The organism is Pedobacter cryoconitis (assembly GCF_001590605.1).
Classification (GTDB): domain Bacteria; phylum Bacteroidota; class Bacteroidia; order Sphingobacteriales; family Sphingobacteriaceae; genus Pedobacter; species Pedobacter cryoconitis_A.
Map to the genome: position 1 here is coordinate 2,440,876 of NZ_CP014504.1, position 20,842 is coordinate 2,461,717.

Annotated in this window: 17 protein-coding genes; 2 read left to right on the forward strand and 15 right to left on the reverse strand. The window is 39.8% G+C overall.

What is annotated here, in order from left to right; all coding sequences use genetic code 11:
* Positions 1-2: 2 nt before the first annotated feature.
* The 6 genes from AY601_RS10475 to AY601_RS10500 all read right to left on the reverse strand — a co-directional run bounded on the left by AY601_RS10475 (position 3) and on the right by AY601_RS10500 (position 7,954).
* Complete coding sequence (locus AY601_RS10475) at positions 3-2,330, reverse strand: TonB-dependent receptor (protein WP_068400327.1); 2,328 nt, start codon at positions 2,328-2,330, stop codon at positions 3-5.
* Positions 2,331-2,406: 76 nt separating this feature from the next.
* Positions 2,407-3,801, reverse strand: a complete 1,395-nt coding sequence (locus AY601_RS10480) for an undecaprenyl-phosphate glucose phosphotransferase (RefSeq protein ID WP_068400330.1) — start codon at positions 3,799-3,801, stop codon at positions 2,407-2,409.
* Positions 3,802-4,219: 418 nt separating this feature from the next.
* Positions 4,220-5,080, reverse strand: coding sequence for a glucose-1-phosphate thymidylyltransferase RfbA (rfbA, locus tag AY601_RS10485; RefSeq protein WP_068400333.1), 861 nt, complete (start codon positions 5,078-5,080; stop codon positions 4,220-4,222).
* Positions 5,081-5,083: 3 nt separating this feature from the next.
* Positions 5,084-5,956, reverse strand: coding sequence for a dTDP-4-dehydrorhamnose reductase (rfbD, locus tag AY601_RS10490; protein WP_068400335.1), 873 nt, complete (start codon positions 5,954-5,956; stop codon positions 5,084-5,086).
* Positions 5,957-7,012 carry a dTDP-glucose 4,6-dehydratase gene (gene rfbB, locus AY601_RS10495; protein ID WP_068400338.1) on the reverse strand — a complete coding sequence of 352 codons (1,056 nt, stop codon included), beginning with the start codon at positions 7,010-7,012 and terminating at the stop codon, positions 5,957-5,959.
* 33 nt (positions 7,013-7,045) lie between these two features.
* Complete coding sequence (locus tag AY601_RS10500; protein WP_068400342.1) at positions 7,046-7,954, reverse strand: nucleotidyltransferase family protein; 909 nt, start codon at positions 7,952-7,954, stop codon at positions 7,046-7,048.
* A gap of 396 nt (positions 7,955-8,350) precedes the next feature.
* On the opposite strand from AY601_RS10500, the gene AY601_RS10505 reads away from it, so the two are divergent.
* A complete protein-coding gene (locus tag AY601_RS10505) occupies positions 8,351-9,430 on the forward strand; it encodes a mannose-1-phosphate guanylyltransferase (protein WP_068400345.1) in 1,080 nt (359 codons plus the stop codon).
* A 62-nt stretch (positions 9,431-9,492) separates the two neighbouring features.
* Positions 9,493-11,055: a capsule assembly Wzi family protein gene (locus AY601_RS10510; protein WP_068400348.1), complete on the forward strand. Its 1,563-nt coding sequence runs from the start codon at positions 9,493-9,495 to the stop codon at positions 11,053-11,055.
* A gap of 83 nt (positions 11,056-11,138) precedes the next feature.
* Here the strand turns inward: AY601_RS10510 and AY601_RS10515 are convergent, their stop codons facing one another.
* The 9 genes from AY601_RS10515 to AY601_RS10555 are packed head-to-tail and all read right to left on the reverse strand — an operon-like array spanning position 11,139 to position 20,836.
* Positions 11,139-12,245, reverse strand: coding sequence for a DUF1972 domain-containing protein (locus tag AY601_RS10515; RefSeq protein ID WP_068400351.1), 1,107 nt, complete (start codon positions 12,243-12,245; stop codon positions 11,139-11,141).
* Positions 12,236-13,357 (reverse strand): glycosyltransferase family 4 protein, encoded by a 1,122-nt coding sequence (locus AY601_RS10520; protein WP_068400355.1) that lies wholly within the window; start codon positions 13,355-13,357, stop codon positions 12,236-12,238. The genes AY601_RS10515 and AY601_RS10520 overlap by 10 nt, the downstream gene beginning before the upstream one ends.
* Complete coding sequence (locus AY601_RS10525) at positions 13,357-14,433, reverse strand: glycoside hydrolase family 99-like domain-containing protein (protein ID WP_068400358.1); 1,077 nt, start codon at positions 14,431-14,433, stop codon at positions 13,357-13,359. The genes AY601_RS10520 and AY601_RS10525 overlap by 1 nt, the downstream gene beginning before the upstream one ends.
* 33 nt (positions 14,434-14,466) lie before the next feature.
* A complete protein-coding gene (locus tag AY601_RS10530) occupies positions 14,467-15,522 on the reverse strand; it encodes an alpha-2,8-polysialyltransferase family protein (RefSeq protein ID WP_068400361.1) in 1,056 nt (351 codons plus the stop codon).
* Positions 15,479-16,726 carry a hypothetical protein gene (locus AY601_RS10535; protein ID WP_068400365.1) on the reverse strand — a complete coding sequence of 416 codons (1,248 nt, stop codon included), beginning with the start codon at positions 16,724-16,726 and terminating at the stop codon, positions 15,479-15,481. Before AY601_RS10535 ends, AY601_RS10530 begins: the two co-directional genes overlap by 44 nt.
* Positions 16,707-17,945 (reverse strand): hypothetical protein, encoded by a 1,239-nt coding sequence (locus AY601_RS10540; protein WP_068400368.1) that lies wholly within the window; start codon positions 17,943-17,945, stop codon positions 16,707-16,709. Before AY601_RS10540 ends, AY601_RS10535 begins: the two co-directional genes overlap by 20 nt.
* A complete protein-coding gene (locus AY601_RS10545) occupies positions 17,942-18,574 on the reverse strand; it encodes an HAD family hydrolase (protein WP_068400371.1) in 633 nt (210 codons plus the stop codon). Before AY601_RS10545 ends, AY601_RS10540 begins: the two co-directional genes overlap by 4 nt.
* Positions 18,558-19,295, reverse strand: coding sequence for a 3-deoxy-manno-octulosonate cytidylyltransferase (locus AY601_RS10550; RefSeq protein WP_068400374.1), 738 nt, complete (start codon positions 19,293-19,295; stop codon positions 18,558-18,560). The genes AY601_RS10545 and AY601_RS10550 overlap by 17 nt, the downstream gene beginning before the upstream one ends.
* Positions 19,295-20,836 carry an aldolase catalytic domain-containing protein gene (locus AY601_RS10555; protein ID WP_068400377.1) on the reverse strand — a complete coding sequence of 514 codons (1,542 nt, stop codon included), beginning with the start codon at positions 20,834-20,836 and terminating at the stop codon, positions 19,295-19,297. The genes AY601_RS10550 and AY601_RS10555 overlap by 1 nt, the downstream gene beginning before the upstream one ends.
* Positions 20,837-20,842: the final 6 nt, after the last annotated feature.

Below are 20,842 nucleotides of genomic sequence, written 5' to 3' on the forward strand. Positions count from 1 at the left end.
TACTAGAATTTAAAGTTCCAGGTTACGGAAGGGATAATTCCAAATAAGGTTGTGCTCACGGCCTGTGTTTTAGCAGCATTATCCGGATCATCCTTAAAATTTATTGCAAAAGCGTTCTGTCTATTGTATAGGTTATAAATACCAAATGTCCAGCTGGATTGATATTCTTTACCCGGTTTCCCCTCCAGTGTTGCTGAAACATCAAGACGGTGATAAGCTGGGGTACGGTAACCGTTTTTATCTGCATAATAGAAAGCTGTTCTACCGTTAACCTGATATTTACCGCTCGGATAAGTTACTGCATTTCCTGTATTATATACAAATACGGTAGAAAATGTCCAGCGGGGGCCCGCTTTGTAAATCCCAACTAAAGAAACATCGTGTGTCCGGTCTTGTTTGGCATTAAACCACCGGCCTTCGTTCAGCGCATCAAATTGTCTTTCGGTTTTAGAATAAGTATAGCCTATCCAGCCGTTGAATTTGCCAAATCTCTTCTTAAAAAACAGTTCTATACCATAGGCCCTGCCATCGCCATAAAGCAAATCAGCTTCTACATTATCTTTTTCACGCAAATCTGCACCACTCCGGTATTCGATTTGATGCTGCATTGATTTATAATAGATTTCTGCAGAGAATTCATATTGATTATCCTTGAAATTCCTGAAGTAACCTGTAGAAACCTGATCTGCAATTTCCGGCCGCACATTATTGCTGTTCATTATGTATAAATCTGTTGGAGAGGTCGACATCGAATTAGACATCAGATGGATGTTCTGCGTATTCCGGGTATAAGCAGCTTTAATGGAACTGTTACTGTTTAGTTTATAGCTGGCCGAAAACCGGGGTTCCAGGTTGAGATAGTTTTTCACAGACTGACCAGCACTATAGGTGTGGGTTTCTGTGAGATTACCATCGGCATCATAGGTTTTGAAATTCCCCGGCCCCATTACCGAGAAGCCACTTACCCGTAATCCATAGCTCATTTTAAACTTATCGCTCACACTCCATTCATCCGTCAGATAAGTGGCGAGTTCAAGTCCTTTACGGTTTTCGTAAGTAATGGGGTTAACGCTGGATGCGTTGGTGGCAGTCATCTTACCGGGGGCAATGGTATGGTGAATGGCATTAAGGCCAAATTTCAATTGGTGTTTATTGCTGATACTGTACTGGAAGTCTTGCTTTAAGTTGAAGTCTCTGATGAATGAATTGACTTCAAAATTGGCGTCTTCCATCAGGTTATTGATTTCATAGCTATAATGGCTGTAGATAAGGGAAGTATTGGAAAACAGTTTGGGGCTGTAAAGATGGTTCCAGCGCATAGTTACCGTTGCATTGCCCCAATCAAAGCCAAAGATATTGACAAGGTTCAGTTTATCTCTTCCAAAGTAACCAGAGAGGAAAAGGGTATTTTTTTCATCCAGTTTGTAATTGGCTTTCGCATTCAGATCGTAGAAGTACAGTGCATTTTTACTGATGGATTTATTGGGGGATAATTTAAAAAAAGCATCCAGATAGGTTCTCCTGCCACTGATCATGTAGGACCCTTTGTCTTTGACTATTGGCCCTTCTACTTTGAGCCGGGACGCAATGAGGCCGATACCTCCTTCTATGGTGGTTTCTTTACTATTGCCTTCGTTCATTTTGATATCTATAACCGAGGATAATCTTCCACCATATTGCGCGGGCATCCCTTCTTTGTAGACGGTAACGTCTTTGATGGCATCGGGGTTAAAGGTGGAGAAAAAGCCGAGCAGATGGGAAGCATTGTAAACAGGGGCTTCGTCAAGCAGGATCAGATTTTGATCGGTCGCCCCTCCTCTGACATAAAAACCGCTGTTCCCCTCACCTGCTAATTTAATACCTGGCAGCAGTTGCAGCGCCTTCATCACATCTCTTTCGCCAAGCAGCATTGGGAGGCTCCGTATTTCATTACTGCTCATTTTCTGCAGTCCCATTTGAGGGCTGGTAATGTTCTCATCAATAGCTGCACTGGAAATGACTACTTCATCCAACTGATTACCAGGTTCCAATATAAAATCCAGCCGTGTGTTTTGTGATAAACTGAGATGTTTTGTGATTGTTTTGTAGCCGATAAAGCTTACAGAAATATCATGCTCGCCCTGTAAAGTGCTAACAGCATAAAAGCCGTAGCCATTGGTCATGGCTACGGCGGTTGTGCCACCGGTTATTTTCACGCTGGCACCAATTAAGGTTTCTCCTGTTTTCCCGTCAGTTATATTTCCGGTAATGGTCTTTTTGACCTGGGCAAATGAAAACTGGAATTGAGTGAGGAGTAAAAGCAATAGTAAATTTCGATAGGTAGATCGCATAAATGTGCTTTAGGTTACACTCAATAAATAAACCCGGAAAATCCTTTCCGGGGCAAAGATTTGGTTAGCATAGTATTTAATAGGCGTTATCCTCGCCATGAATTACGTTGATAATAGTCATAAAGAGAATCTTCACATCCAGCATAGCCGTCCAGTTTTCCAGGTACCAGATATCGTGTTTGACACGTTTCTCCATAGAACCCGGCGCTTTGGTTTCTCCACGGAAGCCGTTGACCTGGGCCCATCCGGTAATTCCTGGTTTCATAAAATGGCGCACCATGAATTCACTGATAATTGCCCTGTATTCTTCTGTATGGCTTAACATATGTGGTCTTGGCCCTACAACAGTCATACTGCCGGCAAATACATTAAAGAATTGCGGGAGTTCATCCAGACTCGTTTTGCGCAGGAATTTACCAATCGGGGTAATGCGGTCATCGTTCTTGGTTGCTTGTTTTTTATCACTGGTACTGTTCATCCGCATACTTCTGAATTTCAGACACCAGAATGGTTCATCATTTCTACCACTGCGCAGTTGCTTAAACAGTACAGGCCCTTTACTTTGAATTTTGATCAGCAAAGCGATGATTGGATATAACCAACTCAGAATAAATAAGATAACCAGTCCGCTGAAGATAATATCAAAAGTCCGTTTCTTGAACCGGTTGCCCATCAATTCCAGTGGTTCGTTACGCAGGGTAATAATCGGAAATTCATCACCCATATAACTCATGGTATACGGTGCATCTAAAGATCCTGCGATATCAGGAATAAATTTCAGACGCAGACATTGTTTATCTGCCTCTCTAACCAGGGAATGCATTTTTGACATTCTCTCGGGTGGAACAGAGACGTATAAATCTTTGACCCCTCCGGCTGCAGCGGCTTTCATCTCAGCAATGGCAAAGTCAGAAATCAGCCCTGTTTTATCGCTGTAAAAGTCTTCATCGCGCTCTGCGATAATCCCATAAAAATCTACGTTATTTTGCTTGGTCAGATAGCTAGCCAGGCGGTTCCCAGTGGGATTCCCTCCCATTACAGCCACCTTTTTAGTGACATGGAATTTATTAATCAGCACAAATTGCAAAGATGTACCTACAAAACGATTTAGTATAAATGCACTGGAAAGCAGGAAATAAAAGACCGCAATGAAGGTTTTTGAAAAGTCTATATTCTTTTCCAATAACAGATAAGCCGAGAATAAAACAGCGTGCATCAATACACTTCTCCAGGTACTTCTGTAAATACGCTCCAGGCGCCTCGCCCCATATTCGGTATACATACCAAAAAACAAGGCATTAAACACCCAAATCAGATTACATACAATCACATAATGATGCAATAATTCATAGGAAACATTTTTTCCCATGTAAATACTTAAATCATAGGCAGTAAAGTAAACCAGATTAAGCATTAACAGGTCAGTGACGGGTAAAACATACCTTAAAAGGTATAAATAACGTGTTTGCATAGGGAGATTTATTTATAGATACACGAATATAGCAAATAAGCGTCAATCGCAAAGAGAATTATCAATTTTATTGTAATTTTTAACTTAAAAAGATTTTTTATAGAATAATATTTATTATTTAATCAAAATTTAACAATAATTGAATAAAATATAAGCGCTATACTCCTTATGGTTTTAAAAACTTTTTTTACATTTCATTTAAGAATAAAATAAGCTGATTAATACCTCCATACGGAAAAAAAAGAAAGAATCTGAAAACAATCCGCAAGATTTATAGGGATATTCAAAAAGAAAAATCCCCCGGATATCAATCCGGGGGATCCTTTCAGCAAAGCTTTTGCAACGCAGCTTTTGCAATAACTTTACAACAACTTTTGCAGCACAACTTTTCTAAACCGAAGCTGCTGCAAAACAAAAATTACTTTATAAGTTTCAGCAGATATTGTCCATAACCACTTTTGACTAATGGAGTAGCTATAGCTGTTAACTGCGCTTCATCTATAAAGCCCATCCGGTAAGCCACTTCTTCAATCGCCCCTATTTTCTGTCCCTGACGTTCTTCAATGACCTGAACAAACTGCCCTGCTTGCATCAGAGAATTAAAAGTACCTGTGTCCAACCAAGCTGTCCCCCTGCTAAGCACACCAACTTTCAATTTACCCTGCTCCAGGTAAACTTTGTTCACATCAGTGATTTCATATTCGCCACGCGGAGAAGGCTTGATATTTTTCGCAATTTCTACTACACTATTGTCATAAAAATACAAACCCGGAACTGCGTAATCAGACTTAGGCTGAACTGGCTTTTCTTCGATAGAAACCGCTTTTTTATCTTCATCAAATTCCACAACACCATAACGTTCCGGATCAGAAACCTGGTAAGCAAAAACAACACCCCCATCAGGATCCGCACTTGCCTGCAATAATTTGGACATCCCTTCTCCATGAAAAATATTATCACCCAAAACCAGCGCAACTTTATCTTTCCCAATAAAATCAGCGCCAATCACAAAGGCTTGCGCCAGTCCATTCGGCTCCGCTTGAACGGCATAAGAAAATTTACAGCCTAAACGGCTTCCGTCACCCAGCAATTTTTCAAAGTTCGGCAGATCGTGAGGTGTAGAGATAATCAGCACCTCTGTGATTCCAGCCAGCATTAAAGTGGACAATGGATAATAAATCATCGGTTTATCATAAACCGGCATCATTTGTTTACTCATTACAAGCGTGAGGGGATGCAAACGTGTCCCGCTTCCTCCTGCCAGGATTATTCCTTTCATATTTTAATTTTGAGGTACGTTAATTAATGCCAATTGATTGATACAAGCTAACAGACTATCTCTCCAGTAAGGGATTTCCAAATCAAAAGTCTCTTTGATTTTAGTTTTATCCATCACGGAAAATTTTGGCCTTACTGCTTTTGTCGGATACTTAGAAGTCGGAATAGGGAATAATCTCACTTTGGTATGGCTCAATTCGAAAATACCCTGCGCAAAATCGTACCAGGAAGTTACCCCCTCATTGCTGTAGTGATAAACCCCATAAGCCGTTTTCCCTGATTCAATGATGGCCAGAATTGCATTCGCCAGATCGATTGCATAAGTTGGCGTACCAATCTGGTCGGCTATAATGTTCAGCTCCTCTCTTTCTGCACCCAATTTCAGCATGGTTTTTACGAAATTATTTCCATACTCAGAGTATAACCAGCTGGTACGCAGAATATAATGAGCTGATAAAACAGCTGCGATATCTTTTTCACCTGCCAGCTTGGTAACGCCATAAATATTAATTGGCTCGGCAATATCTTCTTCTTTCAACAGGTTAACACTTTGACCACCAAAAACGAAATCTGTAGAAACATGAACCATTACTGCATGGTATGCCTGGCAAAGCAGCGCAATGTTTTTTGCACCATCTCTGTTAATTTGCCCGCAAAGTTCAACATCATCTTCTGCTTTATCTACAGCTGTATAAGCCGCACAGTTAATGACAAATTTTGGTTGTTCTGCAACAAATAATTTTTCAAGCGCTATATAGTCCAGTATATTTCCCGCTGTTTCATCAGGAAAAGAAATAGAAGCCAGTTGTTTTTGTGAAGCTACTTTTTTGATACAGCTACCCAGCTGACCAGATGCACCTAATACTAATATATCCATTTATCTTTCTGCGTATTGAGTTTCATAATAAGACTGATAATTTGATGAAGTCACATCATCCAGCCATTGTTCATTTTCAAGATACCAATCAACTGTTTTAGCCAGCCCCTCTTCAAACTGAAGACTCGGGACCCAGTCTAATTTCTCCTGAAGTTTTGACGAATCAATTGCATATCTTAAATCATGACCTGCGCGATCGGTTACATAAGTAATCAATTGTTCGGATGTACCGGATGAACGCCCAAGTTTCTGATCCATAATCTTGCAAAGCAATTTAATCAGGTCAATATTTTTCCACTCATTATGACCGCCGATATTGTAAGTTTCACCTGCTTTGGCTTGATGGAAAATAACGTCAATAGCACGGGCATGATCTTCTACCCAAAGCCAGTCTCTTACATTTTCACCTTTACCATATACAGGGACTGCCTTATTATTTTTAATATTATTAATCGCCAGCGGAATCAATTTTTCCGGAAAATGATGAGAACCATAGTTATTTGAACAGTTGGAAATCACGGCATCCAGACCATAAGTATCATGGTAAGCACGCACAAAATGATCAGAACTCGCTTTAGATGCAGAATACGGGCTATGCGGATCATAAGCAGTAGTTTCTGTAAACATCCCCGTTTCACCGAGCGCTCCATAAACTTCGTCTGTAGATACGTGGTAAAAACGCTTCTGCGCATAGTCACCTTTCCAATGCTCTTTTGCTGCATTCAAAAGATTAACCGTACCAATCACATTTGTCATTACAAATTCCATCGGATTAGCGATAGAGCGGTCAACATGTGATTCAGCAGCCAAATGAACAACGGCATCAAATTGCTCCGTACGGAATAGTTCAGTTATAAATGCAGCATCCACAATATCACCTTTTACAAACCTGTAATTTGGCGCATCCTCTACATCAGTCAGGTTTAAAAGATTCCCTGCATAAGTCAATTTATCAAGGTTTACAATCTGGTAATCAGGATAGTTCTTCACGAACCTGCGCACTACATGGGAACCGATAAACCCGGCACCACCGGTAATTAAAATTTTCTTAGTCATCATTATAAATTTAATGGTTGATTGTCGTGCTTGTTATTTCCACAAATCGGAAGGATAAGCTCCTGTTGCTGTTAATTCCAGCAATCGCTCTTTAACGATCTGCGCATCTTCTTTAAAAGTCACACCAAACCATTTAGCTTCGGTAGGGATCATTTTCACCACACCTTCACCTGCATTAATCAGCTGATCTGTAACTTCGGGGATCAAAAATTCAGCTTTCAGGTCATTCACGTGCTCTTGCAGGAATTTATGATAACCTGCTTCACTCCAATTTACAAATTCTGGCGTGAAACAAAAAAAGTTCATACTCACTTTAGTATCCATCGGCAATTCTATCAGCGTATCACCATCCTTCGCAAATGCTTTACCCTCTCTTTTAACCACTTCTTTACGCTCTGTGATCCCTGTAATATGTCCTGCTGCATCCACATTAATCTCCCCACGCGTCACTGAGCCATGATCACTTAAGCTATTTTTAAGTTCATATCCGATACAGGCATATTTTCCTGCCGCAGCCGTGGTAGTTAGAAAATCGCAGGCTTGTTTAAATGCGTCATAGCCATAAAAGTCATCTGCATTGATCACCGCGAAAGGCGCATCCAGCACCTCTTTAGTACAAAGCAGCGCATGCTGTGTACCAAACGGTTTTGAACGGTCTGCAGAAATTTCCTGACCACCACTAAACTTATCCAATGACTGATAAACATAATCCAGTTCAATCTTTCCGGCAAGCTTAGGTCCAATGGAAGCTTTGAAAGAAGCAGCAAATTCTTCGCGGATGATAAAAATCACCTTGCCAAACCCTGCTTTAATGGCATCAAAAATTGAATACTCCATAATGGTTTCCCCAGAAGGCCCAAAAGATTCAATTTGCTTGTTACCACCATAACGGCTCGCCATTCCGGCAGCCAAAATAACGAGTGAGGGTTTTAATTTAGTCATAAGTAGAAATGTTATACGCACAAATATAACACTCTTAGCGATTTTACCTCATTAACACAGCATTAAATTTTCACTTAAATACAATATATTAACATAATAAGCCTTTTATTAAACGTAAATAGCAATAGAAACATAATTATAATAACATAAAAATAAATACATTTGCAAGAAGAGGATAAGATTAAGGTTAAAAAATCATTAACTCCTGAATTCTATAACAGTTTACAGGGAATAATTCAATAATTTTAAGACCAACGGTAATAACTGCCATTAAAACCACACGCTATAAGCTATTGCACTCCATAAAATATCAAAAACGAAAGAAAAAAGAACCAAAATCACAAATAAACAGAAGATTTTCAATTATTTAAGAGCAACCACAATCAACCAGAAAAGATGAAAAACAACAACTTTGTATTGATAATGGCCGGCGGAGTCGGCAGCAGATTCTGGCCAAAAAGCCGTAATGCCTACCCTAAACAGTTTCTTGACATCCTTGGTATCGGCAAATCACTGCTACAATTAACATATGATCGTTTTTTGAAATTATGTCCACCAGAAAATATATACATTGTAACTAATAGTCAGTACAGTACTATTATTATAAATCAACTAAAAGGGATTAGCTTAGAACAACTTATCTGCGAACCAAGCCGGAACAATACAGCTCCATGTATAGCCTATGCTTCATTTAAGCTGCATAAAATCAACCCTGATGCAAATATTGTAGTTGCACCCTCAGACCATTTTATACTGCATGAAGGCATCTTCATTGAAAAAGTTAAAGAGGCATTAGCTTATACAGAAAAGCATGATGTGCTGGTCACTTTAGGAATCTCACCCACAAGACCAGACACTGGATATGGCTATATCAAATACGCAGCAGATCAGGATGCGGGCTTATACAAAGTAATTCAATTCACAGAAAAACCTTCACTGGAAAAAGCGAAAGAATTCCTTAAAACAGGAGATTACCTTTGGAATGCAGGTATCTTTATCTGGAAGGCAGGCTCTATTCTGAAAGGACTAAAAGAGCATGCAGAAACGATATATACGATGTTTGATAACGGAAAAGGGGTATATAATACTTCTGAAGAGCAAACATTTATCAATGAAACCTATCCAAAATCGCCAAACATATCTATTGATTACGCAATTATGGAACAGGCAGATAATGTATATACTATTCCATCAGATTTTGGCTGGTCGGATCTTGGTACGTGGGCCTCTTTATACGAATCGGCACCAAGAAATGAGGATAACAATGTAGTATCTGCCAGACAGCTGAATATCAAAGACACACAAAATAGTATCATCCATATCAATAACGATAAGCTGGCTATTATACGTGGCCTGGATAATTTTATTGTTGTAGACGAAGGGAATGCACTGCTGATTTACCCTAAAGACCAGGAGCAGGAGATTAAAGAAGTGGTTAAAGAAATGAGCATCGCTTTTGGAGAGACTTTCATCTAAATATAAAGCCGCACGCGCTAAATATAAATACGCTACCCTACCTTTTTTATCCTGATCCCGTTATGAGTGTCATCGAAAACATTAACAATAAATTAATATTAGTTCCCATAGCGCTCTTCGCACTGACCTGCCAGGTCAAAGCGCAAACCTTTAAAAATATAAAAGCCGAAGTGGAGACTCAGGCTATCGGGACAACCAGCGGTGTGGTCCCCTTTTGGATGCGGTCAAATCAATTCGGATCCACTCCTTCGCCGGGTGCATCAGCTAGTTTTATTGCAAGATTTCATCGCGATTATAGTATGCCATCTTCAATTGATAGCACATCTGGCAAGAAAAAACTGATAGATTGGGGATTTGGTTTTGAAGGCAGGGCAAATGCAGGAAAGGATTCCGAGCTTCAGTTAATTGAGGCTTATGCTAAGGTAAGAGCCGGAATTTTCCAACTGAAAGGTGGAAGGACAAAGGATGTAATGGGACTGAATGGAGATACAGCATTAAGTTCGGGTAATTTCTCCGTATCGGGAAATGCACTGGGCATCCCCAAAATAGAACTTTCGATCCCTGATTATTATACAGTCCCGGCCTTTAATGGCCTTTTTGCAATCAAAGGAAACTTTACACATGGCTGGGTTGGAAAAACAAGAATTCTGGATGTGATTACTGGTTCACAGTCCAGCAAACAGGTTTACCTGATCCAAAACACTCACCCTACTACTTATTTCCATCAAAAATCCATTTATGTTCGTTTGGGCAGGAAAGACTGGAAACTAAAGCTTTACGGTGGATTTAACCACCAGGTATACTGGGGCAATGAAAAGGAAGCTTACGGGCCTAATTTCAAACTTTCTCCGCTAAAATCATTCTTCTATGTAGCCACAGGTAAATCTTATGGTGCTGCTGGCGTACCCAATTCAAAAATCGGTAATCAGCTGGGTTCGGTTGACCTTGGCGCGGAATATGATTTCAACAGTGTAAAAGTAATGGTATACCGCCAGACTTTTTACGATGTCGGTGCGCTATCGAAACTGGCAAATATCAGGGATGGTTTAAATGGAGTAAGCATCGAGAATAAGAACTATGACCGTAAAAATCGCGGATTCGAGTGGAGGAAAGCATTATTCGAGTTCTTTTATTCTAAAGATCAGGCGGGTTATCCATGGTCTATACCTACCAAGTCTGGTGATGAGGATTATTACAATAATTTTTATTACATGGAAGGCTGGTCTTACAATGGTTTAGGGGTCGGAAACCCATTAATTACGACCAAAAATGACGCAAGAAAAGGACAGGCTTACCGTTATGCGGATAATTTCATCAATAACCGGATAGTTGCAGTACATTTCGGCTTGTCTGGAAGTGTACAGGATTGGGACTTTACGACAAAACTTACTTATTCCAAAAACTACGGTACTTTCGGAACAAGTATTTATGGTGGATCAACCGGATCGATCAGAAATCCGCAAACCACCAATATATTTGTCCCTGTTGATCAGTTTTCGTTCTACCTGGAAGGTATGAGGCCACTAAACAAAGGCTATAGTGTTGGTTTTGCTACAGCCCTTGATCAGGGCAAATTACTTTATAATTCTTATGGTTTGCTTTTAAAGCTGAGAAAGAGCTGGTAAGGGATAGCTTACTGGTTAAGCTAATCTTAACTAGTAAGCTAATCTTAACCGGTTAAGTTACCCTTTACCGGTTAAGCTACCCTTTAACGGTTAAGTTGCCCTTTAACTGCTGCAAAGTGATTTGCGTATTGGTCAACAATCAGCTCCCAGTCATAGATCCTGGTAATTTTATCTCTGTTATTACTTAACATCGTCTGATAAATATCCTGGTCATAAACGACTTTTAACAAGTGCTTTTTAACGTCGGCAGCGTTCTGGAAATAAATAGCATCGTCTTCTAAAATATATTTGTTGAAAGGATTATCATTTGCACAAATCAAACTGCTTGATGCCATTGCTTCCAGCAGGGATGGATTGGTACCACCAACGGTATGGCCGTGAAAATAAATCTTTGAGTAATGTCTGAGGCTATTTAAGATCCCAATATTATATATCCCGCCAATAAACTGAATCTGAGAATGGGCCGCAAATTTTTCTTTCAGGTAGTTCCCGAAAGTGGTTTCATGTTTACCGACAACCAAAAATGGAATAGCAAGATTAGCCATAGCTACACCATCCAGAATAACCTCAATACTGTTTTCAGGCTCCAATCTGGCAATCAGCATATTGTATGCATAAGGAGCTAATTTATACTCCTGAAGTATCTTAACATCGGGCTGTTCAAATAAGGTAGCACCATAAGCAATGAAAGTAGAATCTTTCTTGTATTTATCTTTCAGATAATCCTGGATCCCTATAGAGTCTGAGATCAAATGATCACTATATTTCACACCAAGGCTTTCTGCATATCTTAAGAATTTCTTAACCTTTTCTGAATACTTGGTCCGTTTCCACTCCAGCCCATCCATATTGGTCGTAACCACTACGTTTTTAGGTAGCAACCAGCCCCAGACTGAGCTGCTGGTATAACCTAATTGCAGGATAATATCACAGTTTTGTTTACGCACATCAAGAATACAGTTCAGGTCATAAATAAACTGACCCGCAGTCCCGATTTTATCTTCAGGGTCATAACAGTGCACAAGCTTAACCCCATTCCACTCTTTTTCCTGATAGGGATGATGATGAGAGTTATAAACGATAACTTCAAACCCTCTTTTCACTAACCCAAGCGCAAGGTACTCTGCACATTGTTCAAAACCACCATAATAGTTTGGTATACCTCTTGTCCCGATTATCGCTATGCGCATATATGATCTTTGCTAATTATATTATAAAATTTATCTGCTATTACTTCCCAGTTATATTTACTGGTTATTTCCTGTTTGATTTGTTCAAAAGGATATGCTTTGTCATCCAGTACTGCGCGTAACATGGATTCAAATCCGGGTTGATCTGCCGGATCAAACAAGTATTTGAAAAAGCCAAATTCAGACATTGCGGTCTGGTTGGAACAAATCACCTTACAGCCATTCATCGCAGCTTCTATAGGTGGAATACCAAAGCCTTCTGCTAAGGATGGGAAAGCAAAGGTTTCTGCCTGCTGATAAAAGGCATTCAGGTCCGGCCAGCTTATCCCTTCCAGGAAATGGATATATTTCCGGTTATCTTCATGAATCAGGTTTTGTAATTCATCAAAAGCGTCTTGCTCAATTTTCTCCTTTTTACTCCCTATAAAGACCAGGTTATAGCCTTGTTCATAGAGTTTTAAATTCAGAAAGGCTTTGAGCAGGCCATTGTGATTTTTTCTTGGCTCAAAGCGGCTGACAAATAAAATATACTTTTCAATGCCAAACTTCTCTTTGATATTAATCTCAGCTTCTACTTTTCTGGGGCTTACCGTAACCGCATTAGGGGTTACATGGATCTGCGTTTTATTGATCTGGAACTTTTTGGCCACATCAATTCTTGAATACTCTGACACAGTTAATACGATGTCCGATCTTTTAGCAGAAGCTAAAAAAAGCACCTTTCTGCTGATGCGGTACGACCAGGGAAAATATTGTTTAAATTCTAAGAAAAGCAGGTCGTGAACGGTATTGATAAACTTGCAGTTTTTAACAAAAGGGACAATATACTGAAAGTGGGCATAGTCATATTTCCCCTCTTTAATTAACCTGGGATATTCGGTCAGCAACCGCTTCATGCTGGAGTGTGCATTCAATTGTACAAATTGAAATCTTGGGTCAGGAAAAAGTGTTTTTAAATGCAGAAGGTCATTTGCGCATAGAAAGATTTCGAGCCCTTCAAATTCTACCAATGCAGAATATAATCCATGCATGTAAGTGGCTGTGCCCTGAAAAGAATGATCAAAAATATGTGCGTCGAGCAGAATCCTTATCTTTTTTTGTATCAAACTCATTATTGTTTAGTTAAAGCTTTTTGTAATCCTCTGAGGAAGTTTGGCCCTTTTGCAGAGGGAGTCAGATAAGCACCTTCTCCATTTTCATTCCACGCATAAAGCAATGCAATGTTTTCTTTAGTGGTGTGTGCTGTATTTTTATGCATCCAGGTCAGCATGCCCGTCACTGAGTTGTAAACTGATTTCTCAGAATAACCCACAAAGTAAGGGGCAGTATCATAAGCATTATTTGGTGCTGACCAGGGTCTTGGGTCCCAATTGAGGGTAGACACAGGAATATATGGCAAGTCACTGATTTTAGCGACCTTGTTCCATAATCTTTTCTCTGCAGTCCGCATACTGTCAATAGGAATCTGTGTAGTTTTCGCTGTAAACCCTGCACTATGCTGGTTGTACCCTGTCAGCACATCAAAACCACAGTCTTCTGCTTGTTTGATACTTTGCGGATCTCCGGAAATACAGGCAGCCATGGTTACCCCATTTAATCCGCTGGCAGTTGCAGCAGCTTTTAAATCCTGAAAAGCACTTTTTACCGCATCTGCTGATCCCAGGTCTTTAACCAGGTTGGCTACAGAAAACATAATCAACAAAGGTTTACCGTTTACTTTCAAATAGTTTGGTGTCTTAAATTGCCTGACCCATTCTGCCTGAACGGTACTCCAATCTGCTGTACCTATTTCAAAGCCTTTATGGTTGGCAACCATCAGACAATATTCCATTTTACTGCTCAGGGCAGATTTCTGAAAATACTTCAATGCGTTATTTAAAGGCTCTGTTTTATATTTGTCTTTCCCGCTATAATACCAGCAGAAACTAAAGAAAGACAGACCTGCATTGGAGGCCGCTGTAATTTGTTGGTCAACTACATTTTGTGAACTCGTAATCCACCCCCACTTTGGCTTCCTGTTGGCGAAGGAATTCATTAGCTTAGGACTGATATGCTGTGCATATTTACCAGTCCAGCCGTCAAAATAGTAAGCTCCTAATTTGATATCAGCAGCAGGTTTTTCTTTTAGGCTGCCTGGAAAGCCGCCAGTAAACGGAATGACTGCAATCGCCAGGATTGCGAGATTCATTTTGAGGGGAAGAAACGATGTCCAATTCATAAGCTATTGAAAAACAGTATATTCATCACTAAAATACTTTCTTAACTGCGCGTAGATATAAGTAAATTTCTTTTTTTCTTTACGGGCTAAAAGGTCAATCATTGCGGGGGTCAACAGAGAAATCCCTTTAACGCCGAAAAATTGGTGGGCATAAATAATGGTATTAGAATAAACACCTACCACTTCTTTAAATTTCCCGTTGAGCAGCATTGATTCGGCTGGAATGCCATAGTCTTCAAAAAATTCAACCTGACTGGAGGTGAGCTTACTTAAAGCCTCAATTTTTTCCGGACAGGACCGCGGATGAGGTTTAATAATCACCGTCAACTTTAAATCGTTACAGCGTTGAATAAATTTCTCATACAGCTTCAACTCTTCGTGCAGTGGAATGACCTTGTCTTCGGAAAGGGATTGACACAACAACAGCACATCTTTGCCTTTAAAGGTATCAGCTCCTTCAGTAATCTGGTAGGCTGTTTTCAAAACGCTCAACAACTCTTGTCTAAGAATAGTCAACGGGACATAACGCTCTTCACTAACGGCTTCAACCCTACTAAACATGATCACCTGGCTAAAAACAGGATAGTAGTTTTTATAGATGTAATATTTAACTTTTGACCGGATAAAAAGATATCCGGCAATTTGTTTAAGCAGGCTATGGTGTTTGAGCCCCGGCAGATAATCAAGTATCCCGTCTTCTGATTTGATATAAGTTTTGCTTGCTCCAAACAGATTGTAAATGATTTTAAAAAGCACAGTTTGCTCAGAAAAAACCAGGATCGTTTCTACCGTTTTAAAGTAATCTTGTTTCAGGGTCTGAATGATCGCATCTATATAGTCAGAAGCGATGTTAGCCTTCGCTTTGGAAAGCACAGAGAGCTTTGACCATTCAATAATCATACGGATTGAGTTTTCATCAGCATCGAGTATTTTTATAATCTCTGCGAATGATTTCGGGGATGATTTTTCAATGAGATATTGCGGGTCAGTTATATTTTCCTTAAGAATATAACTTTTAGCCAAAAGAGCTTGCCACGGACTGCCTACTATGATCAACATATATTTTCTTTTCGTTATTTAACGCTTCAATTGTGATAAGGATTAACAGGGATAATTCTACGTAATAGATTAGTGGCAACAGGAAGGACACAGCCAGGTAAACCAGGATAATCACAGTAGACAAGGAGCCCTTTTTATAATGGACCATCGGGAAGGACAGGTATACAAAAATGGCTGTCATTAAACCGAGCTCAATGATCACAGATAAATACCCTGATTCGATAACCAGTGCATTGTCAAAAAATGCGGCAGTATGTGCACCTACTTTACCTAAGCCAATCCCATTTCCAATGTTTTCCCATGCAATTTTATAACCCCGGTCCAGACTTTCAAAGTGTCCGGCAGAACTGGTATCTTCCAGAGAAGTACTGTTGCTCCAGAAAGTATCAATGGTACCGAGTTCCATCTCCTGAATAGAAGCGGGAACAATGAAAAACTGGATGACCACAATAAATACCAGAACGAGCAGATATTTCACTGTTTTTGGGGTAAAGAAATTCAGGTAAGGGATTACAAAGAAAAACAGATAGGTGGCAATGGTAGAACGGGTAAAAGTCAGCACCAGGCTAATCGTTAAAACCATATTCAGGGTTTTGGCAAATTTAGCACTAAACAGCTCTTTGTATTTGAACAGCAAGACCAGCGCCAGGATTAAATATACGCTGTAAGGGATGGGTGCAATAAACCCTCCTGCCCCTCTTTGCAGCAATCCATAGCCGATATAAAAGGTGAAGTTGAGTTTTTCATCGCTAAAGGTGTTCACTGGATAACCTGCATTCAGGTAAATACTTTCCCCTAAAAATAATTGCTGGATAATCGTAAATACCGCCATCACAAATGCACCGGTAACAAACCATTTAGCGATTCTTTCCCAATCAATAAGGTCTGCTAATTTATAGAGCGAAATGGTCATTAATATAGGCAGCAGGTAGATGCGGTAACTGTAGGCGGCCAGCAAGCCGACACTGTTAAAGAACAGGTGCGCAGTTAACAGAAAAATAGTACTGAGCAATATAATCAGCTTCATACCACTTATTTTTGGGCCCTTGTGTGTAATCGCCAGAATAAACAAGGCAATAACTGCCAATTCCTTCCAAAGTACGATCAGTGAGAAATACTTTCTCAGGTAACCGTTCACAACGAGTGAATGCCATGGAAGCAACAGGACAAGGCTTAAAAATAATCTATTTACTAATGCCTTCATTATTTGTCTTTTTAAAAATGTAGTAGTAAGAATAAAGCGCAATTAAAAATTCGGCAGCCAGTAATGAAGCAATCGAACTGTACTTCAGATAACCCAGGAAATAGCCCAGCAGGTTCAGTACCAGTACAATCACCAGCCCATAAATTGTCAGCCTGTTAAAGATCCCTCCGCCTTCAAAGGCCTGTAAAAAAGTAATGGTAAAGAAGGACATGCAGACTACACCGATCAGCGCTACACCTACATTAAAATTGAAACGGACCACCTCAGAAATAGCGGTCGTTTTCGGCACGATAATGTGGATAATTTCAGCTGAATAATTCAGGTAAACGATCAGAAATAAAACAAAGCATAGTGTTGCGCCCAGGTTTAGAAACATGGATAGTTTCAGCGCTTTTTTCCTTTCGAGTTTGCAGAAATACGGGTATACAGAAGTGATTAATATCGCCCTGCCCATACTAAAGATATTGTAAAAGGTAAAGGCATAAGAGATCATCCCCAATGTAGTTTTATCAAGCAGGAAACCCACCAAAATCAATCCTATTGAATTGTAGGCCCTGGCACAGAAACTACCCGTGGTAAAAAGCATAGTCTCATTAAACTGGCTTTTTGGCCATGTTTTTTTGATCCCCACCAGCACCAGGTTGGATTTAGTAAACCATTTCAAAAAGAATCCTGAGATTATAGCTGCGGCGAGTAATGGCCCGATCTTGGCTAGACTAATGATATAACTATTAGTCAGGTCAGTTTTTTTCCAGATCAGCAGATAGAGCACCAGTAAAGCGGCCCCGTTTGTAGTCAGATTGATTAAAGCCTGACTGGATATTTTACCCACTCCTTTTAAAATCCAGTCGCAGTAATAGAGATAAATTACCCCCCATATAATTAAAAGGGTGGCGAAGGTAAGCGAGTCTTCTATGAAAAAGGAATAGACAATGGAGAACAACACCCAGACTATAAACCCTATAAAACGGAAAGTACTCACCGTAGTCACCATTTTTTTGAGGTCTGTAATTTCCTTCAGTTTAATCAGTTCTTTGACGCCAAAATTCTGTGAGCCGAAGTCAATGACAGTCTGCCCGATAGAGGTAATCGTTATAAATAAAGAAAAGTACCCATAAGTACTGACAGAAAAATTCCTGGAAACCAGCAGTACGATAATCAAAGTACAAAGCCTGTTCAGGGATTCAAAGAAAACCGTCTTAAGGATACTTAATTTCATTGTGGAACGATTAGCTTGAATTGCGTAATATAATTTTCGGAAAGCTGTTTCAGTTCAGGGTTATTATAGCCTGTAAAGGAGATATTATTGACTATTGCAGCGTCATAGTCATTGATAGAATCACCAATCAGGATGACTTCATTTCTATCGTACTGATTCGCTGTCAATACATTTTCAACCAATTGCTTTTTGGGCGTTGGAGAGCCGTTGATCGTTTTAAAATAAGCGGAAAGACCCAATTCATCATTGATTATTTTTAGTTCTTTCCCATCAGATCCGGAAACAATATGCATCTGGAATTTTTGCCAGTTTGCTTTGATAAATTCAACGCTGTCCGCAATCAACAGTTTCTCATCGAGCAACAGGGAAAGCATAATTTCAGAAAACCGGGCTGCCAGCTCCAAAACCTGTGCTTCGGTGATCGTTTCTTTTCTGATCTGCTCAAAGAAATATCTGAATTTCACATACCTGGAAAGCCCCCCATTCAGTTCATGATAAGCTATCAGTTCGTCCACTTGTTCTTTAGGGTATTGTGCTAATACCAGTTCAAACCCTTTTGATCTTATGGGCATGGAGTCCATAATGACCCCATCGAAATCCCATAATATTACTTTATACTTTGATAGCATCTTCTTTCAGTTTGGCTAATACTTCTGTTAGGTCTTCCGGGTTGTCTACTGCAATAGATTCACTGGACAACTCAATCATTCTCACTTCGTAATTCAGTTCCAGAAACCTCAAAATCTCGATATCCTCTTCTGCTTCCAGCACCGTCTTATTTTTAGTTTCAGCAAAAGCTTTTAAAGCCAGGAAAGGAAATGCGTACACGCAAACCTGTCTCCATGCTTTCACAAAATCCAGACTTTTATTGCCGGGAATAGGGCTTCTTGACATATATAAGAGCCTGCCATCTGGCCTGAACACAACTTTAGGTACAGATTTGCTTCTGTACTGTCTTTCATCAGAGACCGGACAATATCCATTGAGCACCTCTCCCGGATAAGTATCCAGATGGGAGATTATTTTGGTGATATCATTGGGGTTAAATAAAGGCTCATCACCCTGAACATTGATGTAGTAGTCTGCTTTCACAAGCGCTGCTACTTCAGCTATCCGGTCTGTACCAGTTAAGCAGTTATCTGTGGTTAATAAGACTTGAATACCGAAGGACTCGCAATGTGCTACAATGCGCTGATCTTCAGTAGCCACGTATACTAAACTTTTATCTACGGCCTGAATACATTGTTCATAGGTCCGCAATAACATGCTTTTACCGTTAATATCGATTAATGGTTTTCCTGGAAACCTGGTCGATTGATACCGTGCGGGAATAACTACAATAAAATTCATTAGCATACCAAACTATAGACTGAACCGGACAGTAACGTTTTATACCTTGTAGGTGTTAAAGAGACGATATCTTTCGCGTAAGTTTCCTGGAAAATCTGAAATAAAAATTCGTTTTCTTCCACCAGGCTTCTTTCCAGCTGAGAAATTGAGGCTTCCTGATAGCCGTCAAAGCCTGCGATATAAACATCTTCTGCTTTTAATTCCAATGCGGTTTGCAAGGCCAGAATACTATGCGATTCTTTGAACTTATCTGTAAAAGAGATCTGTTCAAATTCGAAACAAGAGTCATGAATCTGAGCAGGAATATAAGTCCCCATTTTACGCGGGAACGGAGGGAAAACACAAGTCCCTTTAAAGTCGCCAAGATCACTGAATACTTTTTCTAAACGATGGCCTTCATTTCCTACCAGACAGTAGAACTGATCTGCCTGAACGTCTTTATAATACGAGGCATTTTTCGAACTTGAATGTACAACAGCAATATTTTCAGTCTGATTGATAAATTCAATGATAGCTTTGGAATGTTCCACAGAATTTGATCCTCCTCCTAAAATAAGCACTGTACTATAGGATTTTGCAGGTTTAAAAACCGGCAGCTGTGCATTGTCTTTAATATTGTTCTTTTGATTCTGCAAGGCTCTAACCATACTGTTCAGGGAGTAGACACGTGTAGTATACCAGTCCATGACATCTTTTTGAGGCAATGAATTTGATCCTGAAATCATATAAGGCACATTCGTTCCCCATTCGTATTTTTTCAGGAGTTGATCAAAACCTTCCACCACATTTCCGATCGCATTAAAGTCGATGTCCATGTTATATTTGGTATTTAAAACTGACAAGAGCAGTTCGGTTTTTAAATTCCCGGCCCCGCGGCCCATCCCCAAAATAGTAGAGTCTACAATATCAGCACCGTAATCAATAGCTGTTAATGAATTGATCAATGCCAATTCCAGGTTGTTATGGCCGTGAAAACCAATTTTACAATCTGTTTTTGAACGGATCAGGTCCATGGTCTGTTTCACATCGTCAGGAAATACACCTCCGTAACTATCGACCATGTAAAAGTAATCAGCCAGACCGTCGAGGCCGCTCAGCTCTTCTACGAAATTCCCATATTGCTTCCATTTGGACATGTACATCACATTGAAACCGACTTCGAAGCCAAATCTTTTAATCTCTGCTGCTAATTTCAATGCACGTCCGAGTTGCTGTGGGTCCAGTGCAATACGTACCATATCAACAATACCGATGATCGGCTCCAGCAGGTCTGCTACGTGCTCAACTCTGATATCTTTTTCATTAAAAATGATAACCAGTTTTTTATTGGTCAGACTTTTTAATTCCTGCAGTTCATATACGGGAGAATAAAAATATTTACCATAATATTCTTTGATAGGGATACTTCTGTAGCCAACTTCTATATAATCAACCGGCAGGTTGTTTAGAGATGACAGGTAAGTATGGACTAAACTTTTATCAAAGTCCCAGTTCGTGTAGTAACCTCCGTCCCTTAAGGTACAATCAAGTATTTTAAACATAATTAA